Raw genomic sequence first — 20490 nt, 5'->3', positions numbered from 1 at the left:
CTGCGCTCGGTGGACCGGCCGGTGTACGACACCCAGATGGCCGACCAGCTCGACACGGCGATCGAACAGCACGGCAAGGGCGATCTGGCGGCACTGCTCGCCGGCGGCGACACCTGGACCGTCGTCGGCTGACCGTCGTCGGCTGACGGTCGTCGGACCGCACAGGGGCCCGGACGCGCGGTACGGCGTCCGGGCCCTCGGTGTGGTGGGGGCACACATCGGGACGTGGTCACACGTCGGGGATGTCCTTCTTGGCACGGACAAGGGTCTCGCGACTGATCACGACAATGCGCTCGTAGTCGGCTCGGGCGGCATCCGGGGGGAGATGGGGATCGAGGGCGGTGGTGGCTTCGGTGCCGATGACGGCGAAACGGCCGTCGCTCAGTTCAAAGATGTCAGGACACGTCTCCTGGGTGAGGCTGCCTCTTTTCCGCGGCGGATCGCCGAGGCGGCGCGCGATCCGCACGGCCGAGAACTCGTTGGGCAAGTGAGCCGTCCCCTCCGGGGGCCCGGGGGCCCCGCTCGTGCGGGGTGGCGACACGTGCGAAAGCCCCACCCCAGCGTCCACAGTGACGTCCTATGTCTGACCCGAGATCGCGAGGCTCACACTCGCCCAGGCGGGCGGCACAGAGGCACGGGACGGCTCACTCGCGCGCGGGGGGCTCGGGAACGGAACCGGAGCCGACCACCCACCACTGGTCCGGGTCGTCGGCCAGCTCCTCCATGATCACGTCGACGGCCGCCCCGATCCGTCCCTCGGTGGAGTCCGCGGGCAGACTCATCCGGTGCTCGACCGTCCGGTCCCAGTATTCGGCGAACACGGAGTTGCGACACAGCACTCTGAGATGTCCCAGGAGCTGGTCCCAGTCGATCACGCCCACGCGGTAGGCCAGGCCCAGCGAGGCGTACTGGCGGTTGGCGTACATCAGCTGGCGCCGTCTTTCCTGGGAGAGGCCCTCCAGTGTGCTCGACGCGTCGGCCAGTGCGGCGTCGTCGCTGGCGCGGTCCAGCTGGTCCCCGTTGAGGCGGAAGTACTGGATCAGGTTCGCCCGGTGGATCTCCTCCGTCATCAGCGCGAGCTGTTTCAGCAGCTCCGCGAGCAGTTGCTCCTGGCGTCGGCGACGGGCTCCCCAGGCGAAGGACGCCCACGCCAGCCCCAGCCCCGCCATGACCGCAGAACCGATACTTCGCGCAGCCGTGTTCCGCCGTAAGACCATGTCGAGGAATCCCCCTGGATCCGGTTGACCGTGCACGGTCGCTTCCAGCGTGCCCGGTGCCGTCAGGCGGCATGGGAGGCGGAGAGGGGGCGCATGGAGGGACGTGGTGCGCCCGGCTGCCGGTGCCCTGACTCCCGTGTGCCCGACGAGCGCCCGTCGTGTGCCCGCCCCCGAGCCGTCCTCCCGGCTCAGCCCTGCCTTCGGCGCTCGTCGTACCGCTCCCGCGCCTCCAGCACCGCCCCCATCCGCTCCTGTGTCCACATCGCCAGCCCCCGCACCTGTTCCGCCGCCTCTCGGCCCAGGTCCGTCAGGGAGTAGTCGACCCTTGGCGGGATCACCGGTTTCGCGTCGCGGTGGACCAGGCCGTCGCGTTCCAGGGTCTGCAAGGTCTGCGTGAGCATCTTCTCGCTGACGCGGCCGATCGCCCGGCGCAGTTCGCTGAAGCGGTGGGGGCGGTCGAGGAGTTCGATCAGGACCAGGACGCCCCAGCGGCTGGTGACGTGTTCCAGGACGAGACGGTAGGGGCACATCGCCTCGCCGGTGTCGTACCTGGAGGGCACTGCCTGCTTGCTTACGGCCATGCCAGTACCTTACTTCAAAGTGGGTACTTTCGCAGAGTTAGCGCCTGACCTAGGGTTAGTGAACAGAAGGAGCCCGTCCCCCATCAGGAGAGCGCACATCATGAGCATCGTCGTCACCGGAGCCACCGGACACCTCGGCCGTCACGTCGTGGAGCAGCTGCTGGAGAAGGTCCCGGCCGGACAGGTCACCGCCGTCGTGCGCGACGAGGCCAAGGCCGCCGACCTCGCCGCCCGCGGCGTACGGCTCGCCGTCGCCGACTACAACGCCCCCGAGACCCTCGACGGCGTCTTCTCCGCCGGCGACAAGGTGCTCCTCATCTCCGGCAGCGAGGTAGGCAACGACCGCGTCGCCCAGCACCGCGCCGTCATCGACGCCGCCCAGGCCGCCGGCGTCGCCCTCCTCGCCTACACCAGTGCCCCCGGCACCCTCACCGCCGCCCTCGCCGACGACCACCGCGGCACGGAGAAAGCGCTGCTGGCCTCCGGGCTGCCGTACGTGCTGCTGCGCAACGGCTGGTACCACGAGAACTACACCGAGAACCTCGGCCCGGTCTTCGAGTACAACGCCGTCACCCACGCCGCGGGCGACGGCCGTGTCTCCTCCGCCTCCCGTGCCGACTACGCCGCCGCCGCGGTGGCGGTGCTGACCGGCGAGGGGCACGAGAACAAGACGTACGAACTCGGCGGCGACCAGGCGTGGAGCTTCGCCGAGTACGCGGCCGAACTGAGCCGCCAGAGCGGCCGGGAGATCGGCGTCAACGCGGTCTCCGTCGAGGCGCTCACCGGCATCCTCACGGGCGCCGGGCTCCCCGAGCCGGTCGCCGCGATCCTCGCCGGCGTCGACGCCTCCATCGCGAAGGGCGAGCTGGTCGTCGACAGCGGCGACCTCTCCCGCCTGATCGGCCGCCCGACCACGCCGATGGCCGACGCGATCGCCGCCGCGCTGAAGAACTGAGCCCCGCCCTGGGCTCGGCCCCTCGGCCCCTCTGCCCAGGGGCTGAGCCCAGCCTTTGAGACTCCACCCCCGCCTGTCATGACCGTATGCCGATACGGGCATGACAGGCGGGGGCCTTCGGCGTTACCTTCGTCCGGGTGGACCGAACGTGAGAGCGTGCGAGAGCAAGAGGGAGCGGCCGTGACCGGGGAGTCGAAGGGCGAGCGGCGGATAGGTCTGCTGAACGGCTTCGCGGCGTACGGCATGTGGGGGCTGGTCCCCCTGTTCTGGCCGCACCTCAAGCCCGCCGGGGCGGTCGAGATCCTCGCCCACCGGATGGTCTGGTCCCTCGCCTTCGTGGCCCTCGCGCTCGTCGTCGTGCGGCGCTGGGCCTGGGTCGGCGAGCTGCTGCGCCGGCCGCGCCGGCTCGCGCTCCTCGTGGTGGCCGCGGCCGTCATCACCGTCAACTGGGGCGTCTACATCTGGGCCGTGAACAGCGGGCACGTGGTGGAGGCCTCGCTCGGGTACTTCATCAACCCCCTCGTCACCATCGCCATGGGCGTCCTGCTGCTGAAGGAGCGGCTGCGGCCCGTGCAGTGGACGGCCGTCGCGGTCGGCGCCGCGGCCGTCGTCGTACTCACGGTCGGGTACGGGCGGCCGCCGTGGATCTCGCTCTGTCTGGCGTTCTCCTTCGCCACGTACGGGCTGGTGAAGAAGAAGGTCAACCTGGGCGGGGTGGAGTCGCTCGCCGCGGAGACCGCCATCCAGTTCCTGCCCGCGCTCGGGTATCTGCTGTGGCTGTCCTCGCGGGGCGAGTCGACGTTCGCGAGCGAGGGCGCCGGACACGCGGCGCTGCTCGCCTCGACCGGCGTCGTCACCGCGCTGCCGCTCGTCTGCTTCGGGGCGGCGGCGATACGGGTGCCGCTGTCCACGCTGGGGCTGCTGCAGTATCTGGCGCCGGTGTTCCAGTTCCTGCTCGGGGTCTGGTACTTCCACGAGTCGATGCCGGCCGAGCGGTGGGCCGGGTTCGCGCTGGTGTGGCTGGCGCTGTGCCTGCTGACCTTCGACGCGTGGCGCGCCGCGCGCCGGCTGGGCCGCCAGAGGGCCGAGCTGTCGCGGGCCGAGGGGGCACCGGCTGCCTCGGTGGACGCGGTGGACGCCTGATCACCGGAAGAGCCGAAGGTCGGCGCTGTCGGCGGCCCGCAGCGGATAGTGGGCCCATGACACAGCCATCCGCACCCGGCCCCGGCCCCGCCCCTACCCCCACCCCCGTCCACTGGAAACTCGTCGTCGACGCCGCCGACCCGCACGCACAGGCCGACTTCTGGGCCGCCGCTCTCGGGTACGAGGTCGAGGACAACGGCGCCTTCGTCCGGCGGCTGCTGGAACTCGGGGCGCTGCCGGCCGAGGCCGCCGTCGACTTCCACGGCCGCCCGGCCTTCCGGGACCTCATCGCCGTACGGCATCCCGACGACCCGTACGACAAGGAGCGCGGGACCGGCCTGGGGCGGCGGCTGCTGTTCCAGCGGGTGCCCGAGGCGAAGACCGGCAAGAACCGGCTCCACCTCGACCTGCACCCCGGCGAGGGCCGGCGGGACGCGGAGGTGGAGCGGCTGGAGGCGCTGGGCGCACGGGTGCTGCGCCGGGTGAGCGAGCCCGCCGGCCAGTGGGTGGTCATGGCGGACCCGGAGGGCAACGAGTTCTGCGTGCAGTGAGGGCGCGCGGGCGTTGGTTTAGGGGCGGTCGTGGTTCGAGGGGCCGGCGTGGTTCAGGGGGCCGGCGTGGTTCAGGGCGCTGAGCGCTCGGCGCGGGCGGTGAGGCGCGCCATGCGGGCGCGAGCCGACTCCAGTTGCTCGACGTCCTCGGCCGCGGGACCGTCCTCGGCGCTGAGCCCCGCCCACTCGCCGATCAGGTCACGGCCCAGGTCCAGCCCCTCCCGCGGGTCCCGTACCGCACGCCAGGCCGCTGCCGCGCTCTGCACGCTGCCGTAGGCCGCTTCGGCGTCGCGGTGGCGGCGGTGGATCCGGACCAGGTCCAGCGAGAGCCGGAAGGCGCGGACCGGGTCACCGGCCAGGTACGCGATGTACGCGGTGAGTTCGCGCAGGCGCAGGACCTCGGGGTGTTCGGGGCCGAGGGTCGCGGACGACTCCTGGACGGTCTGCTCCGCGAGCGCCGCCGCGGCGTCTATACGGCCCTCCTTGACCGCCTCGTTGATCCGCGCCATCGGCTGCGCGAGGACCGTGGCGGCCGGGGGTTCGTCGCCGAGCACCGCCTCGGCCACGGCGTCGAACCCGCGGGCGGGCGTGGGCGTGGACCTGGCGTCGGGGTCGCCCACCCAGTCGGCGTCCGGCTCCTTCGGACCGGCTTCGGGCGTGGAACGCGGCGGTACGGCGTCCATCGGCGGGGGCGGCCCGAACTCCCCCGTCGGCGGTACGACCGTCCCGGGCACCGGCGCCTCCGGCACGGCCCGCAGCGGGAAGGTCGGCGAGCCCTCCCCGAGCGGCCGCGGCTCGGACACGGCCCGGAAGGGAAAGGTCGGCGCGCTGTCCCGCACGACGTCCGCGGGCCGGCGGAGGAGGTGGGTCGGTTTGTCGTGGCTGCGGGGTTCTTGGGGGCGGGAGTGAGGGTGGGAGTGGGGGTGGATGTCGGGATCGGCTTCGGGGGATGCGGGCGTCTCGGAACGCGGTTGGGGATCTACGGCGGATGCCGGCGTCGACGGCTGCGACTGCGCCTGCGGCTGCCGGTCCGTCGTGGGCGTCGGCATCCCGGCCTGCGGCCAGACGGGAGGCGTCGGCTGGGCTGGAGGGGCGGGAGGCGTCGGCTGGACTGCAGGGGCGGGAGGCGTCGGCTGGGCTGTCGGGACCGGAGGTGTCGGCTGGGCTGGAGGGCCTGGGGTCGTCGGCGTTGCGGACACGGGGGCTGCCGCGGCCGTCGTGGACGGCGGCTGTGGCAGGCCCGGCGCGTTCCCCCGTGTGTTCCCCGGCCCGCTTCCCGGCCTGCCCCCCGGAGTCCCCGCCGCGCTCCCCTCCCCCTCCCCCGTCTCCGCCATCCGCACCGGCTCCCCCGTGAACCCGCTGGAGCCGTCCGTGCCCACCTCCACGTGGACGACGTACCCGATGCGGTCGTCCTGGATCGTGGCGTGGACGGGATGACCGGTGGCGAGGGCGATGCGGTGGAGGTGGTTCAGTACGGTCTGGTGGATCTCCTCGCCGGCGGGCGCCGTCACCGGGACGCCGCCCACGGAGGCGGGGCCCGTGCCGGGGACGCGGACGTCGATCGGCGCGGCCACGAGGGGGACCGCCGACTGCGCGGCCCGTTTCTGTTCCCGCTTCTTCTCGCGGCTGAGTCGAGACATCGCTTCCCTCACTCGGACGGCGCGTTCGGGTTCCATCGTGCCCCCTTCGGCCGTCGCGTTCCCGCTTCCCGGCATCAAGATCCGGTCGTACACGTACTGTTGAGTCTCTCCGGTCGCTCCCGGTTCTCACGTCACCGTGAGGTCACAGACTCGTCCCAGGACCGGAGGGCGTGCCGAGGGAGGAGAGCGGGCATGCGGACCGACGTGCAGCAGGGACCGGAGATCTGGATCCGCGGGCCCGTCGCCGTACCGGAGACGGCCCCGCCGGCGACCCCGCACGCCGCCACCGCCCGGCGCTACTCCTGGGTCGGCACACACGGCGGCGCCGGCGTCACCACCCTCGCCGCGGTCTACGGCGGTCACGACTGCGGGCGCGCCTGGCCCGGCCCCGACGATCCCCCGTGCGTCCTGCTGGTCGCCCGCACGCACGCGTCCGGTCTCGCGGCCGTCGCCCGCACCCTGGACGTCTTCCGGCGCGGCCAGGCGCCGCCCGGTCTCGACCTCGACGGGGTGGTGCTGGTCGCGGACGCGCCCGGGCGCCTGCCCCGGCCCCTCGAACGCGAGGTGCGCGCGATCGAGTCGCTGGTCGACGTGTACCGCGTGCCGTGGGTCCCCGCGTGGCGGCTGGGCGAGTTCGACGGGCCCGCGCCACGCGAGACCGCGACGCTGGCGCGTCTCACGGGGCGGCATTCCTAGCGCTCGCCTTAGGGGTGGCACCATTACTTGCGTATACATATAATGCAGATGCTTGTTATTGTCGTACGCCTGTCATTCCGTGTCTGTCACCCGTGTCTGTCACCCTGGGGGATCTCATGAGCCGTCGCTTTCTGTTCGTGCTGGGCAGCAGCCGCAGCGAGGGCAACAGCGAGACGCTGGCCCGGCGCGCTGCCGAGCAGTTGCCCGCGAGCGTCGAGCAGGAGTGGATCGGCCTGGCCGAGCATCCGCTGCCCGACTTCGCCGACCTGCGGCACGACAGCGATCACTCCCGTCCGACGGAGGGCAGCGCGGCACTGCTGCTCGGCGCCACCCTCGCGGCCACGGACGTCGTGATCGTCTCGCCGCTGTACTGGTACTCGGTCTCCGCCCAGACCAAGCGCTACCTGGACCACTGGTCCGGGTGGCTGCGCACGCCCGGCGTCGACTTCAAGGCGAGGATGGCGGGCCGCACCCTGTGGGGCGTCACCGCGCTGGCGCACGAGGAGTTCGTCGTCGCCGATCCGCTGGTCGGCACCCTGCGCAACTCCGCCGCGTACATGGGGATGCGCTTCGGCGGGGTGCTGCTCGGCAACGGCAGCAAGCCCGGTGACGTACTCAAGGACACCGAGGCGCTGACCCGCGCCAAGACCTTCTTCACGCGGGAGGCTCCGCTCGCGCGCTTCCCCTACGAGGAGCGGGACGAGGCCGCGTAGTGCCTAGGCCGTGATGTCCTTCGTCGTCAAGCGTGCCCACGCCGCCGAGCCGAACACCGCCACGTACAGGGCCTGGAGGCCGAGGTTCTTGACCAGGTCGTCCCAGTAGACCGGGTCGCGCATCAGGTCGGCGAAGGACAGCCAGTAGTGGGAGAAGAAGTACGGCCGCAGCGCGTGGAGCTGGGGGATCTGGTCGAGGATCTGGACCGTGATCAGCAGGCCCACGGTGGTCGCCATCGCCGCGATGCCGCTGTTGGTGAGCGTCGAGACGAACAGGCCGAGGGCCGCCAGCCCGGTCAGGGACGCGGCGACGACGAGGGCGATCAGCAGGGCTCTGCCCAGGCCGTCGGCGAAGGTGATCTGCGTGCCGGAGATGGTCGTGAGGTCGCCGAGCGGGAAGAGGATCGCGCCGACCGTGAGCGCCGAGACCGCGACGACGAGGGTGGCCACCAGGCAGAAGGCCAGCACCGTCGCGTACTTGGTGAGCAGCAGGCGGGTGCGGCCGGCGGGGGCGACCAGGAGGTAGCGCAGGGTGCCCGCGTTCGCCTCCCCGGCGATCGCGTCGCCCGCGATGACGCCGATCGCCATCGGCAGGAAGAACGGCAGGGTGGCGGCGAGAGCGGTGAAGACCAGGAACAGGCCGTTGTTGGTGATCTGCGAGATGAAGGCCGGGCCCTCGCCGCCGCGGCCGGGGCCCACCGAGGAGCCGTCGCTGGTCTCGATCTTCACCGCGATACCGACGAGGACCGGGACCGCCGCGAGCACGCCGAGGAGGGCGAGGGTGCGCCAGCGGCGGAAGGTGGTGTGCAGTTCGTTGCGGAGGAGGGTGGCGCGGAAGGTCGTACGGCGGCTCGCGGCGGCCGGGAGCGCCTTCGGTTCAGCCTGCGACATCGAAGCCCTCCCCCGTCAGCGCCACGAACGCGTCCTCCAGGGAGGCCCGTTCCACTCCGAAGCCGCGGACCCGGACGCCCGCCGTCACCAACGCGGCGTTCAGCTCCGCCAGTTCACGGTCGGGGGGCTCGGCGGTCACCCGGTCCTCCGCTACGACGACATCGCCGGCGCCCTGCTCCTTCAGCACTCGCGCCGCGTCCGCCGTGTCCGGCGTGGTGACGACCAGCCGCCCCCGCATGCCCGCCGCCAGGTCCGCCACCGCGCCCTGGGTGATCAGACGGCCCTGGGCCATGACGGCCGCGTGGGTGCAGACCTGCTCGATCTCGTCGAGGAGGTGGGAGGAGAGGAAGACCGTCGTGCCGTCGGACGCCAGTTCCCGGATGAGCGAACGGATTTCGCGCATGCCCTGCGGGTCGAGGCCGTTGGTCGGCTCGTCCAGCACCAGCAGCCGGCGCGGCTGGAGGAGGGCGGCCGCGAGGCCCAGGCGCTGCTTCATGCCGAGCGAGTACGCCTTGGCCTTCTTGCCGGCCGCCGCCGTGAGCCCCACCCGGTCCAGCGCCGCCGCGACGCGGGCGCGCCGGGTGCGGGGGTCGGCGGTCGGGTCGGCGGCGTCGTACCGGACGAGGTTGTCGTGGCCGGAGAGGAAGCCGTAGAGGGCCGGGCCCTCGATGAGGGCGCCGACGTGCGGGAGTACGGCGCGGGCGGCGCGCGGCATGGGGCGGCCCAGGACGCGCGCCGAGCCGGAGGTCGGCTCGATCAGGCCCATCAGCATGCGGATGGTGGTGGTCTTGCCGGAGCCGTTCGGACCGAGGAAGCCGAAGACGCTGCCCGCCGGGACGGTCAGGTCGAGGCCGTCGACGGCGAGTTGTCCGCCGCGGTAGCGCTTGGTGAGCGCGTGGGTGGCGATGACGCCGTCAGCCGCGTCGGCGGTCCCGCCCGCCTCCGCTTCCGATTGCGGTTGCGGTTCCGTGGCGGACGGTTCCTCCATCGGCTCCCTCGATTCGTGCACGTACGGTGGCTGCTTTCCCCGTTTTACTTCCCCCGATTACTTCCCCTCGTTCGCGGCCTTCACGAGGGCGTCCTTGGTGACCGCGCCGACGTAGACCTTGCCGTCGTCGGTGATCAGGGCGTTGATCAGGCGGGTCTTGAAGACCGTGCCCGAGCCGAACGAGCCGGAGACCTTGTCGCCCAGCGAGTCCAGGAAGCCGCCGAAGTCGCCGCCGACCTCGGAGCCGGACGGGATGCCCTGGCCGCCGGTGTCGAAGGTGGCGATGGAGCTCCAGCCCTTGCCGAGGACGTTGAGACCGTCGAGACCGGCGCCGAGGTCCTCGCCGGACTTCCCGCTCTCGTCGGACTTCCCGCTCTCGTCGGACTTCCTGCCCTTGTCGCCCTTCAGGCCGCCGTCGGCCTGGTCGCCCTCGGTGACCTTCGCGCCCTTGGGCGGGGTGAAGGCGAAGGTGGAGGCGGCGGGCCGGGCGAAGCCGACCTGGGTGAAGCCGACGTCGACGACGGCCGCGCCGCCGCTCGCCGGGGTGAGCGTGAACTTCAGCGGCAGACCGGTCCTGGCGTCCACGGCCACGGTGATCTGGCCGACCGTCGAACCGGACTGCTTCGGCTTGACGACCAGCCGGTACGCGTCCCGGCCGGCGACCTGCGCGGTGCCGTCGACGGTGACGGAGGTCGTGTCGTCGACGGACTTGAGGGCCTCGTCGGCGAAGTCCTTCGGCGTGACCGGGGTCTTGTCGTCGTCCTTCCGGCCGGCCGATGCGCTGCCGTCGGTGGCGTGGTAGACCGAGTTGGACCGGCTGTCGTAGCCCCAGACGTCCTTGCCGTTGTGGATGAGGCTGTACTCGGCCGCGTTCTCCAGCAGGGAGACCTTCTGCTTGTCGGGGCCGTCGGCGGCGACGCGCAGGGTGTGGGTGCCGGAGGCGAGTTCGGTGAGCTTGGCCGACGGGTCGGCGGAGGAGCCGTCGCCGGAGCCGGTCGCGCCGGACGTCAGGCTGCTCTCCAGGCCGCCGAGGTCGGGCAGGCCGAGGTCGGCGGTGACCTTCACGGTGCCGGACAGCTGCTCGACGTCCGACTTGGCGATCTTCTCGATGAGCTGCTGGGCGGTGATCTTCGGCAGGTCGGGGTCACCGGAGTCGGCGAGCGCGGGGACGAGCCCGATGGTCGCCGCCGCCACCCCCACGACCGCGACCGGAACGACGTACCGCGCGGCCTTGCGCCGGCCGGCGCGCAGTTCGTCGGCGTCCTCGGTGATCGTGCTGTCGTCGGATTCGTACGGTGCCATGTGTGCCTTACCTCCGTCGTCGGCGGCGGCTTCTCCATTCATGTGTTCACCCCGAGCCGCCATTCTCACCCGAATCGGTGAGGATTGGTGTTTTCCGTGGTGTCCATCTGACCAAATCGGCCGGGAAGAAGCGTCAGACCGCGGAGCCAACTCCACGTACACCTGGGGTATGACACGGGAGGGCGGTGCCTCCCCGGACCCGTAGGGGTCGAGCGGGCAGGCACCGCCTGGTTGTGCCGAGACGCCAACTCCTCTGTCGGGGCCGCCGGGTGTCAGTACTGCAGGAAGACGTAGTCCGCCCGGTACGGGACGCCGACGATCGTGCCGGGTGTGCAGGTGCCGGCCGGGGCGACTCCGCCGACGGTGTTCAGGCGCATGATCTCCGTGGTGTGGGCGAGCAGGCCGTGGTGCTTGCCGGAGCGGGTGGCCTTGAGGTCGAGTTCGGGGATGTTGCCGTCGCCGTTCGGGGTCTTGGACAGGACGGCGCCCGTGACGGCGCTTCCGTCGGGCGCGATCCACTGCGGCGTACCGGAGTTGGGCGCGACGAAGGAGTGCCGGATGCCGGCGCCGAGCAGGGCGCTGACGTCACGCTGGGCGAAGGCGTATCCGCCGCCGTCGGTGGGCTTGCACTCGTAGATCTGCTTGCCCTTGACGACGGAGGCCTGGAAGTTGTCGAGGGCGCCACGGAAGGCGAAGCCGGCGACGGTGACCTTGTGGAGCTGCCCGCGGACGGCTCCGCCGGGGAACTCGGCGGTGTGGAGGTTGGCGTAGAAGGAGCCGGGGTCGGAGGTGAGGGCGCCGAGCAGGGCCGGGTCGTCGACCTTGACGGTGCCGGTGACGGTGTGGCTGCCGCCGCTCTTGCCGAGCAGGGCGCTGAAGTCGATCTTGACGCCGCCGTTGGTGCCCTTGGCGCCCTGGTGGATGTGGAGCATGGTCGGCCGTGCGGTGCCGCGCCAGGTGACGGCGACGGAGACCTTGTCGCCCTTGACCCTGACGAACTCCAGCGCGGCGCCGTCCTTGTCCCCGACGGCGGGGCCGCCTGCCACGGGCACCTCGTTGGCGCCACGGAGACTGGCGGCGAGCAGTGTCTGGTGGGCCGCGGTGGCGGTGTGGGCCGCGTGGTCGGTGCGGGTGCCTCCGGCGGCGGAGGCGGGGATCACGGCACCGGCCACCCCACCGACGGCGGCCACCGCGGCAGCGGTGACGAGCAGGCTGTTACGGCGCCTGGTCAGGAACGTCGCATTCAAACCCATGATGAACTTGTCTCCCCGTATCACAGCCGACGCCCCCTGCGTCGGCTTCTGTGCATGGATACGGAATGGTTCTTGGTTTGGATTCAGTCCAGAGATGTGCCATACGTCACACCCTGCGCCGGGGCGGGCAGGGGCGACGGGGGCGTCTCAGCCCGCGCGGTGCACCACCGCGTCGCACATCTCCATCAGCGCCACCTTCGCATCGCACTCCGGCAACGGCGCCAACGCGGCCCGCGCGTCCTCCGCGTACCGCACCGTGTCCCGCCGGGCCTGCTCCAACGCGGGATGCGCCCGCAGCCCCGCGAGCGCCTCCGCGTGCCGCGCGTCGTCACTCAGGTCGGAGTCCAGCAGCTCGCACAGCGCGATGTCCTCCGCCAGCCCCAACCGCTCGGCCCGCTCCCGCAGCCGCAGCACCGGCAGCGTCGGCACCCCCTCGCGCAGATCCGTCCCCGGCGTCTTCCCCGACTCGTGCGAGTCGGACGCGATGTCCAGCACGTCGTCGGCGAGCTGGAAGGCCACCCCCAGCCGCTCCCCGTACTGCGTCAGCACGTCCACGACCGTCTCGTCGGCCCCCGACATCATCGCCCCGAACCGGCACGACACCGCCACCAGCGACCCCGTCTTGCCGCCGAGCACGTCGAGGTAGTGCTCGACGGGGTCCCGCCCGTCCTGCGGCCCCGCCGTCTCCAGGATCTGCCCGGTCACCAGCCGCTCGAACGCCAGCGACTGCACGCGCACCGCCTCCGGCCCGAGGTCGGCGAGGATCTGCGAGGCACGCGCGAACAGGAAGTCGCCGGTCAGCACCGCCACCGAGTTCCCCCAGCGGGTGTTCGCGCTGTCGACTCCGCGCCGCACCGCCGCCTCGTCCATGACGTCGTCGTGGTAGAGCGTCGCCAGGTGGGTCAGCTCCACCACCACCGCCGACGGCACGACGCCCGGCGCGTACGGGTCCCCGAACTGCGCCGCGAGCATCACGAGCAGCGGCCGGAAGCGCTTGCCCCCCGCCCGTACCAGATGCTGGGCGGCCTCCGTGATGAAGGGGACCTCGCTCTTGGTGGCTTCGAGCAGTCCCTCCTCGACAGCCGCCAATCCGGCCTGGACATCGGCTTCCAGAGCCTGGTCCCGCACGCTCAGCCCGAACGGCCCGACGACGGTCACGAGGGGTCTCCTGTCTGCTGGTGTCTACTGGCGATTACACGGTTTGTCGATAGGTCGCTGCCATCACTCAAGTCAGCGTATCCGGTCACGTTTCGATCACCGATGCCGCCCGCCCGTCCAGGACGGTCGGTATCGGATCACGACCGGTATGTTGCTGATCACCCGATAAGGATGCATATCGATCCCATGAGACGGAAGTACTGCCACTCGCGGCATCGCCGCAGGCGAGGGTCCGCACAAGCGGCCGGTTATCTGCGAGTTGAGCCGATTGCCCGATTTGCCGTCGGCGTCGACACCCGCCCGGGGCCCGTGAGTTGGCTCACTCCGCCCCACGGCCCGGTCCGCGCGACGCCTTCCCCGATCCCCCTTCCGCCACACCCCAGTTGACCCTTGGCTCCAGCAAAGGATCAAGCACCCCATACGCCCCAGACCAAGGTCAACAGGGTCGTTCTGTGAATCCTGCACTTGTTCCCGACATGTGCTCTCGCATACGTTCCCGCCGTGCCGGGCGGACGCCGAATCCTGCCGCCGCCCACGGCTCACCATCGACGAACGACACTCGCGTACGGCAGGAGCGGGGGAACCAGGTAAGTCGCCGATCCGGGCACGTCCCGGACCGGCTGGGGGTGAAGCCGCGCCGCCGCAGGGCGGAGCGGCCGGGCATCTCCCGCCCGAACCCGACAGCTCACCTCGCAGGCGCCGGAGAGGAACTTCGCCATGCCTGCAACCGCTCGCCACCGCAGCACCAGAACGTCCCGCCTCGCCCGCAAGCTCGCCGTCGCCGGCACCGGCGCCGCCGTGCTCGCCCTCCCGCTCATCGGCGCGACCACCGCCTCCGCGGCCACCTCCGGCGTGGTCACCGCCACCTCGCTCGGCTACCCCAACACCCTCGACGGCTGGATCCGCGCCTCCCTCCAGGTCATGGCGCAGAACGGCATCCCGGGCACGTACGACGGCATCTACCGCAACGTCATCCGCGAGTCCTCCGGCAACCCCTACGCCATCAACAACTGGGACTCGAACGCGGCCGCCGGCACCCCCTCCAAGGGCCTGCTGCAGGTGATCGACCCGACCTTCGCGGCCTACCACGTGGCCGGGACGTCGTACGACCCCTACGACCCGGTCGCGAACATCACCGCCGCCTGCAACTACGCGGCCCACGTCTACGGCTCGATCGACAACGTCTACGGCGCCTACTGAGCGCTGGGCGCGAGAGAGAACACCCTCTCCAGGACGACCGCGATGCCGTCGTCCTCGTTCGACAGGGTGATCTCGTCGGCCACCGCCTTGAGTTCGGGGTGGGCGTTGGCCATGGCGACGCCGTAGGCGGCCCAGTCGAACATGGGGATGTCGTTGGGCATGTCCCCGAAGGCGACCGTCTCGTGCGGGCCGCAGCCGAGGTACTTGGCGGCCAGCGCGAGACCGGTCGCCTTCGTGATGCCGCACGGCTGGAGTTCGACGGTCCCGGGCCCCGACATGGTGACCGTGGCCAGGGAGCCGACCACCGAGCGCGCCGTGGCCGCCAACTCGTCGTCGGACAGGTCCGGATGGCGCAGCAGCACCTTGCTGATCGGCTCGCACCACAGCTCGTCGCGCCGCCCGACCCGCACGGCGGGCAGGGTGGGGTGCGGCATGAGATAGCCGGGCTCGATGAGGGTGAGGCCGTCGACCCCGTCCTGGTCGACGGCCGCGTACACCTGCCCCACCTCCGCCTCGATCTTGCCGAGCGCGGTCTCCGCCAGCTCCCGGTCCAGGGTGACGGACCACAGCAGACGGTCCGCGCCGGCGTCGTACACCTGCGCGCCCTGCCCGCACACCGCGAGCCCGGCGCTGCCCAGGTCGTCCAGGAGCGGCCGCACCCTCGGCGCCGGGCGCCCGGTGACGACGAGGTGCCGGGCGCCGGCCTCCGCCACCCGCGCCAGCGCGGCCAGGGAGCGGTCGGAGAGCGTGTCGTCGCCCCGGAGCAGGGTGCCGTCCAGGTCGGTGGCGATGAGTGCATATGCGGTGGGTGCGGCCATGATCAGAGAATACGGACAGGACGCCCCACCGACTCATCTCGAACCGGCCGACCGCGGTTTCACCCCCGTAGCACGGTCAACTCCCGTATCATCCCCGGCCCTTGGCACCCCTCCGGCGCCGACCGCCTCAACCGTGGGCCGCCGGCTCAGCCGTGCGCCGCCGCGAGGTGCTTCGCCAGCCGCGGGGAGGCGAAGTCCGTACCGCACACGAAGCGCATGACCGGGCCGTACGAGGACGCCGCCGGCAGGCCGGTGAAGTAGAGGCCGGGCACCGAGGAGACGTAGCCGGCGCCCAGCCGCGGAGTGCCTCGGCTGACGGCCAGGCGGGTGCGCAGTTCGTGGCCGAGGAAGTCCATCGCCGCGATGTTCACCCGGTAACCGGTCGCCGCTATGACGTGGTCGGCGGGCAGCTTCTCGGTGTGGCCGGCGTGGGTGCGCACGGTCAGGCTCGCGGCGCCGTCGGACGCCTCGGCCCGCACGATCCGCTCGACCTCGCTGACCTGCACATGGCCGTCGAAGCGGTCCCTGAGCCACCAGGCGCCGAGCGGTCCGAGGACCCGGCGGACCAGGTAGTGGCGCGCCTCGGCCGGAAGGTAGCGGTAGGGGTGGGGGTAGTAGCTGAACGCCCACAGCGACCAGGCGCGGCCGAAGGGCGACTCGGGCCGCAGCCGCGGCTGGTCCCAGGGCGGCGCGCCGAAGGCGACCTTGCCGCGGCCGCGGGAGACCACCCGCACCCGCGCGCCGGCCTCCGCCGCCAGCACGGCCGTCTCCAGCGCGGACTGGCCGGCGCCGACGACGAGCAGTTCCCTGCCGGAGAAGCGCGTGAGGTCGTGGTGCTGGGAGCTGTGGGAGACGGGGCCGGAGGGCGTGGGGCCGTCCGGCGCGGCGGCCGCCAGCTCCCGCGGCAGGTGGGCGAGCCCGGACAGGCCCGTGGCCACGACCACCGCGCGGGCGGTGAACAGTTCCCCCGAGTCCAGCTTCAGTTCGAAACCGCCGCCGGTGCGCCGGTCCACGGAGACCACCCGCACCCGCTCCAGCTCGGGCACCAGTTTCTGCTGGAACCACTCGCCGTAGGCGATGAAGGTCTCCACCGGGATGATGTCCTCGTCGGTCACCAGGCGCGGGATGCCCGCCGCGTCGCAGTAGTCGGCGAGGGTGTGGCCGCGTTGCGGCGCGTGGATGCTGGAGGCGGCCGGTGTCGACTTCAGGAGCATCCCCACGGGCATGTGGTCGCGCCAGCTGACCATGGGCTCGCCGAAGACGCGCACCGGGAGACCGCGGGCCCGCAGGTGGGCCGCGGTCGACAGGCCGAAGGGCCCGGCTCCGATGACTGCTACCGGTTGGATCACGAAGTCCCTCCCCAGGACGTCACTTTCGTCACTTCGTGTTGTCCGGCTCGTGCAACTGGCCGATCCCGCTCGGCTGGTCGATCCGGCCCGGCTGGTCGGTCCAGCTCGGCCGGTCTGTCCGGCTCAGCCGGTCAGGCCGGCCGCCTTGCGCGAACTGGTGGTGCGGCCGCGGCGGTTGGTCCGCCACAGCTGATACAGGTGCTTCGCGCCCGGCCGCACGAAGCGCGCGAGCATCGTGAGGAACGGCAGCGGGTCGTCACCCGCGAGCCAGGCCAGCTCCGTCCCGCTCGCGTGCGCCGGCGCGTGCGGCGTCGTATAGCCGCTGCGGCGGTAGGCGAGCAGGGCGGGCAGGTCGATGTTCTCCACGATGTACCGGTGGCCGGCCCGCTGTTCCCCCTCCGGGACGGGGCGTCCGGTCAGATCGAGGTGCATGGCGCGGACGACGTCCACCCCCGACTCGTTCTCGAAGAGCCGGAACTGGGCGCCCATGCGGGGGTTGAAGTCGAGGAGCTTGTACTGTCCGTCGCGCCGGTCGAAGCGCAGGTCGAGGTCGACGATGCCGGTGAAGCCGATCTGTTTGATGAAACGAGCGGCGAGGTCCGCGAGTTCCGGGTTGTCGACCACGTACGCGTTGGCCGTCATGCCGGCGTGCGGCGGCCAGGAGCGGACCTTCACCCCGGTGAACATGGCGAGCGGGGTGGAGTCCTGGTCGAAGTAGGCGTGCACGATCCAGTCCTCGGCGTCCTCCCTGGGCAGGTACTCCTGGAGGATCACGCCGGGGTGGTCGCCCCAGTCACGGGCGAGGGCGAGCAGTCCCTCACGGGTGGCGATCCTCGTCGTGCCGTTGACCGCGGGCCGCTTCCGCCGCAGGAACGCCTCCCTGTTCTTGGCCACCACCGGGAAGCGGGCCTTCTCGCTGAAGGCCACGATGTCGTCGTACGACCGCGGGAAGGCGGCCGTGGGGCTGGGGATGCCGTGCTCCACGCACAGTTCGTGCAGTCCCTGCTTGCTCGCCAGGCGGCGCGGCAGGTCCGGGTCCACGCGCGGGAAGAGGAAGAACTCCTTCAGCTCGTCCTGGTGCTCGGCGATCAGCACGGCGGCCTCCTCGTCGGTGGGGACGAGGACCGCGGGGCGGCCGATGCGGTGGCCGACGCGGCGCAGTCCCTCCACCAGGTGGCCGGGGTCCTCCGTGCCGGTGGTCGGCCAGACGAAGGCCCGCCGCAGGTAGCGGGAAGCGGCGGCGGGCGTGTAACGGTCCTCCGTGATTGCATACATCGGCACACCGAGGCGGCCCAGGCTGCGGATCGCGCCGACCCCGCCGTGGTGCAGCGGGTAGTCGCCGAACTTGACGATCAGGCCCGGCACGTCGCGGTCCGCCTCGAAAGGCACGCTGCCGGTGCTCCTGGCCACGGGTCCCCCCACGTGTCCCCCCTACGGACCGGACCCACCCCGTCCGTGTCCCCCAAAGGACGCTAAGCCGGAATTGGGTGCTCCGACAAGGCCAATTCGGACATTGCAAACTCTTTAGACACTGCCCAGGACAGGCAACTCAGCCGTAACGTGTGGCGCGGCCACAGGTCAGTACGCGTATCGGTACTGGACACGGAACGCACGAGAGCGAGGCAGCACCCATGCCCCCCTTCGATCTCCCCGAGGGCGACCCCTTCGGTCCGCACAACCTTCCGTACGGCGTCTTCTCGGTCCCCGGCGCGGTCGAGCGGACCGTCGGCGTCCGGTTGGGCGAGCACGTCCTCGACGCGGGCGCGGCGGCCCGCGCACTCGGTTCGCCGTACGCCGCCCTGCTCGCCCGGCCCACGCTGAACCCGCTGCTCGGGGCCGGCCGCACCGCCTGGTCGGACGTGCGGCGGGCGGTCACCGCGTGGGTGACGGTGCCGGCGCACCAGGCGGTCGTCGAGGAGTTCCTCCACCCGCTGACGTCGGTGACCCTGCACCTGCCCTTCGAGGTGGCGGACTACGTCGACTTCTACGCCTCCGAGAACCACGCCCGCAACGTCGGGCAGATCTTCCGCCCGGACGCGGCCGACTCGCTGACCCCGAACTGGAAGCACCTGCCGATCGGCTACCACGGCCGCGCGGGCACGGTGGTGGTCTCCGGCACGGACGTCGTACGGCCGTCCGGGCAGCGCAAGGCCCCCACCGACGCGGCGCCCGTCTTCGGGCCGTCCGTGCGCCTGGACATCGAGGCGGAGGTCGGCTTCGTGGTCGGCGCGCCGTCGCGGCCGGGTGTCCCCGTGGCACTCGGCGACTTCCGGGAGCACGTCTTCGGGCTGTGCCTGCTCAACGACTGGTCGGCACGCGACATCCAGGCCTGGGAGTACGTCCCCCTCGGGCCGTTCCTCGGCAAGTCCTTCGCCACCTCGGTGGCGGCGTGGATCACCCCGCTGGAGGCGCTGGAGGAGGCGCGGGTGGCGCCGCCGCAGCGCACGCACCCGCTGCTGCCGTACCTGGACGACACGACCCCCGGGGACGAGCCGGGCGGCTACGACCTGCGCATCTCCGTCGCGGTCAACGGTCACGTCGTCTCCGAGCCGCCCTTCTCCACCATGTACTGGACGGCGGCCCAGCAGCTGGCGCACATGACCGTCAACGGGGCCTGCCTGCGCACCGGCGACCTGTACGGGTCGGGCACGGTGAGCGGGCCTGCGGCCGACCAGCGCGGGTCGCTGCTGGAGCTGACCTGGAACGGGCGCGATCCGCTGGAACTCCCGGACGGCAAGCGGGCGTTCCTGGAGGACGGGGACGTGGTGACGCTGTCGGCGTGGGCGCCCGGTCCGGGCGGGGTCCGGGTCGGGCTCGGCGAGGTCACGGGGCGGATCGTGCCCGGTCCGGCCGCCGGGTGAGCTTCGGTCGGCGTCGGACTCCTGACGCCGACCGCCCCTCGCCGTCATACTGGCGGCGGGCGGCACGCGCCTCGCGCACCGCCGCCCCCACCGCCCCTCTTCCTCCTATCAAGGAACCGGAGCCCGTGGCATGACCGTCTGCCTGCTCCTGCTGAGCGTCGTCGCCCTCACCGCCGCCGTGCCGGTGCCGCGTGCGCTGGTGCGGGCCGCCTGGCCCGAGCGGGAGCCCGTGGTCGCGCTGTGGGTGTGGCAGTGCCTGGTCGCCACCGTCCTGCTGTGCTGCCTGACGGCGCTGGCGCTGGGCGCGGCCGCCGTGTTCGGCACGGTGCGCGCCCAGCTCTTCGCGCCCGCGCCGCCGGCGGTGACCGCCGCGTACGACCTGTCCGTCGCGCCCGCCTGGGCCGCCGCGCTCACCCTGCTGCTGGCCTGCGGCGCCGCCTGGACGACGGCGATGCTGGCCCGCGAGCTGGTCGAGACGCGGCGGCGGCGCGGGGTGGCCCGGGCGCACCTGCGGGAGCGCGCGCCGGAGCTGCCGGCCGGCCTGGAGGACATGGCCCGCGGGCCGCTGCTGGTGCTGGAGGACGAGTACCCCGACGCCTGGTGGATGCCGGGCCATCCGGCGCAGCTGGTCGTCACGACGGGGGCGCTGCACCGCCTGACCGACCACCAGCTCGACGCGGTCCTCACCCACGAGCGCGATCACGCCCGCTCCCACCACGACTGGCTGCTGCACCTGTCGACCGCGCTGGCCACCGGGTTTCCCCGGGTGCCGCTGTTCACCCACTTCTGCGACCAGACGCACCGGCTGGTGGAGCTGGCCGCGGACGACACGGCGTCGCGCCGGTGCGGTCACCTGACCACCGCGCTGGCCCTGATCGAGCTGAACCAGCACCGCGGGGTGCTGTCCTGCGCCTCCAGCCACCGCCTGCTCGGCGAGCGGGTCGACCGCCTGCTGCAGCCGCCGCCCCGCCTGGGCCGCCGGCACCGGGCCCTGACGACGACGGTGGCGGCACTGGTACCGCTGCTCCCCCTGCTGATCGTGTTCGGCCCAGGGCTGACGGCCCTGACCTGACGCTTGGCGGCGGAAGCCGAGCGGGGTGAGGGGGCCGGCTCGGCGGCGGGAGCCTAGCGGGGTGAGGAGGTCGGCTGGGCGGCGGGAGCCTAGCGGGGTGAG

20 protein-coding genes, 1 pseudogene and 1 riboswitch are annotated in these 20490 nt (G+C 72.1%); of the genes and pseudogenes, 9 read left to right on the top strand and 12 right to left on the bottom strand.

Going from position 1 to position 20490, the window contains the following annotated elements:
* Window positions 1-132: pseudogene (locus ACYF6T_RS34630) on the top strand (2-oxoacid:ferredoxin oxidoreductase subunit beta); the annotation flags it as partial.
* A gap of 97 nt (window positions 133-229) precedes the next feature.
* Here ACYF6T_RS34630 and ACYF6T_RS34625 read toward each other — a convergent pair.
* The 3 genes from ACYF6T_RS34625 to ACYF6T_RS34615 all read right to left on the bottom strand — a co-directional run bounded on the left by ACYF6T_RS34625 (window position 230) and on the right by ACYF6T_RS34615 (window position 1798).
* Complete coding sequence (locus ACYF6T_RS34625; protein ID WP_461701505.1) at window positions 230-466, bottom strand: hypothetical protein; 237 nt, start codon at window positions 464-466, stop codon at window positions 230-232.
* 178 nt (window positions 467-644) lie between these two features.
* Window positions 645-1217 (bottom strand): DUF6082 family protein, encoded by a 573-nt coding sequence (locus ACYF6T_RS34620; protein ID WP_461701498.1) that lies wholly within the window; start codon window positions 1215-1217, stop codon window positions 645-647.
* A gap of 188 nt (window positions 1218-1405) precedes the next feature.
* The gene (locus tag ACYF6T_RS34615) at window positions 1406-1798 is read right to left on the bottom strand and encodes a winged helix-turn-helix transcriptional regulator (RefSeq protein WP_461701496.1); all 393 of its coding nucleotides are present in this window, start codon (window positions 1796-1798) and stop codon (window positions 1406-1408) included.
* Between the two features lie 100 nt (window positions 1799-1898).
* Between ACYF6T_RS34615 and ACYF6T_RS34610 the strand changes: the two genes are divergently transcribed.
* The 3 genes from ACYF6T_RS34610 to ACYF6T_RS34600 all read left to right on the top strand — a co-directional run bounded on the left by ACYF6T_RS34610 (window position 1899) and on the right by ACYF6T_RS34600 (window position 4447).
* Complete coding sequence (locus tag ACYF6T_RS34610) at window positions 1899-2753, top strand: SDR family oxidoreductase (protein WP_461701495.1); 855 nt, start codon at window positions 1899-1901, stop codon at window positions 2751-2753.
* A 243-nt stretch (window positions 2754-2996) separates the two neighbouring features.
* On the top strand, window positions 2997-3896 hold the full coding sequence (gene rarD, locus ACYF6T_RS34605; protein WP_461701503.1) for an EamA family transporter RarD: 900 nt from the start codon (window positions 2997-2999) through the stop codon (window positions 3894-3896).
* Between the two features lie 56 nt (window positions 3897-3952).
* Entirely contained in the window at window positions 3953-4447 is a 495-nt protein-coding gene (locus ACYF6T_RS34600) for a VOC family protein (protein ID WP_461701493.1), read from the top strand.
* A gap of 71 nt (window positions 4448-4518) precedes the next feature.
* On the opposite strand, the gene ACYF6T_RS34595 is transcribed toward ACYF6T_RS34600, so the two are convergent.
* A complete protein-coding gene (locus ACYF6T_RS34595; RefSeq protein ID WP_461701492.1) occupies window positions 4519-6087 on the bottom strand; it encodes a tetratricopeptide repeat protein in 1569 nt (522 codons plus the stop codon).
* A 192-nt stretch (window positions 6088-6279) separates the two neighbouring features.
* Between ACYF6T_RS34595 and ACYF6T_RS34590 the strand changes: the two genes are divergently transcribed.
* Window positions 6280-6783, top strand: a complete 504-nt coding sequence (locus tag ACYF6T_RS34590) for a DUF6668 family protein (RefSeq protein WP_461701491.1) — start codon at window positions 6280-6282, stop codon at window positions 6781-6783.
* 116 nt (window positions 6784-6899) lie between these two features.
* On the top strand, window positions 6900-7496 hold the full coding sequence (locus ACYF6T_RS34585; protein WP_461701489.1) for a flavodoxin family protein: 597 nt from the start codon (window positions 6900-6902) through the stop codon (window positions 7494-7496).
* A 3-nt stretch (window positions 7497-7499) separates the two neighbouring features.
* Here ACYF6T_RS34585 and ACYF6T_RS34580 read toward each other — a convergent pair whose 3' ends face one another.
* From ACYF6T_RS34580 to ACYF6T_RS34560, 5 genes are all read right to left on the bottom strand, one after another.
* Window positions 7500-8387 (bottom strand): ABC transporter permease, encoded by an 888-nt coding sequence (locus tag ACYF6T_RS34580; protein WP_461701487.1) that lies wholly within the window; start codon window positions 8385-8387, stop codon window positions 7500-7502.
* Complete coding sequence (locus ACYF6T_RS34575) at window positions 8374-9375, bottom strand: ABC transporter ATP-binding protein (RefSeq protein ID WP_461701485.1); 1002 nt, start codon at window positions 9373-9375, stop codon at window positions 8374-8376. The genes ACYF6T_RS34580 and ACYF6T_RS34575 overlap by 14 nt, the downstream gene beginning before the upstream one ends.
* Window positions 9376-9432: 57 nt before the next feature.
* Window positions 9433-10677 (bottom strand): LolA family protein, encoded by a 1245-nt coding sequence (locus ACYF6T_RS34570; RefSeq protein ID WP_461701484.1) that lies wholly within the window; start codon window positions 10675-10677, stop codon window positions 9433-9435.
* Window positions 10678-10949: 272 nt separating this feature from the next.
* The gene (locus ACYF6T_RS34565) at window positions 10950-11930 is read right to left on the bottom strand and encodes a CHRD domain-containing protein (protein ID WP_461701482.1); all 981 of its coding nucleotides are present in this window, start codon (window positions 11928-11930) and stop codon (window positions 10950-10952) included.
* A 147-nt stretch (window positions 11931-12077) separates the two neighbouring features.
* Window positions 12078-13088, bottom strand: coding sequence for a polyprenyl synthetase family protein (locus tag ACYF6T_RS34560; protein WP_461701481.1), 1011 nt, complete (start codon window positions 13086-13088; stop codon window positions 12078-12080).
* A 550-nt stretch (window positions 13089-13638) separates the two neighbouring features.
* Window positions 13639-13802: riboswitch (cyclic di-AMP (ydaO/yuaA leader) on the top strand.
* A gap of 3 nt (window positions 13803-13805) precedes the next feature.
* On the opposite strand from ACYF6T_RS34560, the gene ACYF6T_RS34555 reads away from it, so the two are divergent.
* Complete coding sequence (locus ACYF6T_RS34555; RefSeq protein WP_461701479.1) at window positions 13806-14288, top strand: transglycosylase SLT domain-containing protein; 483 nt, start codon at window positions 13806-13808, stop codon at window positions 14286-14288.
* Here ACYF6T_RS34555 and ACYF6T_RS34550 read toward each other — a convergent pair.
* The 3 genes from ACYF6T_RS34550 to ACYF6T_RS34540 form a co-directional block, all read right to left on the bottom strand.
* Window positions 14282-15106: an HAD family hydrolase gene (locus ACYF6T_RS34550; RefSeq protein WP_461701478.1), complete on the bottom strand. Its 825-nt coding sequence runs from the start codon at window positions 15104-15106 to the stop codon at window positions 14282-14284. The two genes, ACYF6T_RS34555 and ACYF6T_RS34550, sit on opposite strands and share 7 nt — an antisense overlap.
* A 146-nt stretch (window positions 15107-15252) precedes the next feature.
* Complete coding sequence (locus ACYF6T_RS34545; RefSeq protein WP_461701477.1) at window positions 15253-16455, bottom strand: FAD-dependent oxidoreductase; 1203 nt, start codon at window positions 16453-16455, stop codon at window positions 15253-15255.
* 123 nt (window positions 16456-16578) lie between these two features.
* Window positions 16579-17844: a carboxylate--amine ligase gene (locus ACYF6T_RS34540; protein ID WP_461701476.1), complete on the bottom strand. Its 1266-nt coding sequence runs from the start codon at window positions 17842-17844 to the stop codon at window positions 16579-16581.
* A 242-nt stretch (window positions 17845-18086) separates the two neighbouring features.
* On the opposite strand from ACYF6T_RS34540, the gene fahA reads away from it, so the two are divergent.
* Together fahA and ACYF6T_RS34530 are read left to right on the top strand one after the other, a co-directional pair.
* Window positions 18087-19316, top strand: coding sequence for a fumarylacetoacetase (gene fahA, locus ACYF6T_RS34535; RefSeq protein ID WP_461701474.1), 1230 nt, complete (start codon window positions 18087-18089; stop codon window positions 19314-19316).
* 130 nt (window positions 19317-19446) lie between these two features.
* Window positions 19447-20388, top strand: a complete 942-nt coding sequence (locus ACYF6T_RS34530; protein ID WP_461701473.1) for a M56 family metallopeptidase — start codon at window positions 19447-19449, stop codon at window positions 20386-20388.
* Window positions 20389-20490: the final 102 nt, after the last annotated feature.

This window comes from Streptomyces sp. 7R007 (assembly GCF_054850255.1).
This window is presented reverse-complemented; position numbering and strand designations above follow the sequence as displayed.

What these genes read in the sequence shown, in the direction of transcription:
- ACYF6T_RS34620 (WP_461701498.1), bottom strand. Translation starts at nt 1,217, where the DNA reads ATGGTCTTACGGCGGAACACGGCTGCGCGAAGTATCGGTTCTGCGGTC.
- ACYF6T_RS34615 (WP_461701496.1), bottom strand. Translation starts at nt 1,798, where the DNA reads ATGGCCGTAAGCAAGCAGGCAGTGCCCTCCAGGTACGACACCGGCGAG.
- ACYF6T_RS34610 (WP_461701495.1), top strand. Translation starts at nt 1,899, where the DNA reads ATGAGCATCGTCGTCACCGGAGCCACCGGACACCTCGGCCGTCACGTC.
- rarD (WP_461701503.1), top strand. Translation starts at nt 2,997, where the DNA reads ATGTGGGGGCTGGTCCCCCTGTTCTGGCCGCACCTCAAGCCCGCCGGG.
- ACYF6T_RS34600 (WP_461701493.1), top strand. Translation starts at nt 3,953, where the DNA reads ATGACACAGCCATCCGCACCCGGCCCCGGCCCCGCCCCTACCCCCACC.
- ACYF6T_RS34595 (WP_461701492.1), bottom strand. Translation starts at nt 6,087, where the DNA reads ATGTCTCGACTCAGCCGCGAGAAGAAGCGGGAACAGAAACGGGCCGCG.
- ACYF6T_RS34590 (WP_461701491.1), top strand. Translation starts at nt 6,280, where the DNA reads ATGCGGACCGACGTGCAGCAGGGACCGGAGATCTGGATCCGCGGGCCC.
- ACYF6T_RS34585 (WP_461701489.1), top strand. Translation starts at nt 6,900, where the DNA reads ATGAGCCGTCGCTTTCTGTTCGTGCTGGGCAGCAGCCGCAGCGAGGGC.
- ACYF6T_RS34580 (WP_461701487.1), bottom strand. Translation starts at nt 8,387, where the DNA reads ATGTCGCAGGCTGAACCGAAGGCGCTCCCGGCCGCCGCGAGCCGCCGT.
- ACYF6T_RS34575 (WP_461701485.1), bottom strand. Translation starts at nt 9,375, where the DNA reads ATGGAGGAACCGTCCGCCACGGAACCGCAACCGCAATCGGAAGCGGAG.
- ACYF6T_RS34570 (WP_461701484.1), bottom strand. Translation starts at nt 10,677, where the DNA reads ATGGCACCGTACGAATCCGACGACAGCACGATCACCGAGGACGCCGAC.
- ACYF6T_RS34565 (WP_461701482.1), bottom strand. Translation starts at nt 11,930, where the DNA reads ATGGGTTTGAATGCGACGTTCCTGACCAGGCGCCGTAACAGCCTGCTC.
- ACYF6T_RS34555 (WP_461701479.1), top strand. Translation starts at nt 13,806, where the DNA reads ATGCCTGCAACCGCTCGCCACCGCAGCACCAGAACGTCCCGCCTCGCC.
- ACYF6T_RS34550 (WP_461701478.1), bottom strand. Translation starts at nt 15,106, where the DNA reads ATGGCCGCACCCACCGCATATGCACTCATCGCCACCGACCTGGACGGC.
- fahA (WP_461701474.1), top strand. Translation starts at nt 18,087, where the DNA reads ATGCCCCCCTTCGATCTCCCCGAGGGCGACCCCTTCGGTCCGCACAAC.
- ACYF6T_RS34530 (WP_461701473.1), top strand. Translation starts at nt 19,447, where the DNA reads ATGACCGTCTGCCTGCTCCTGCTGAGCGTCGTCGCCCTCACCGCCGCC.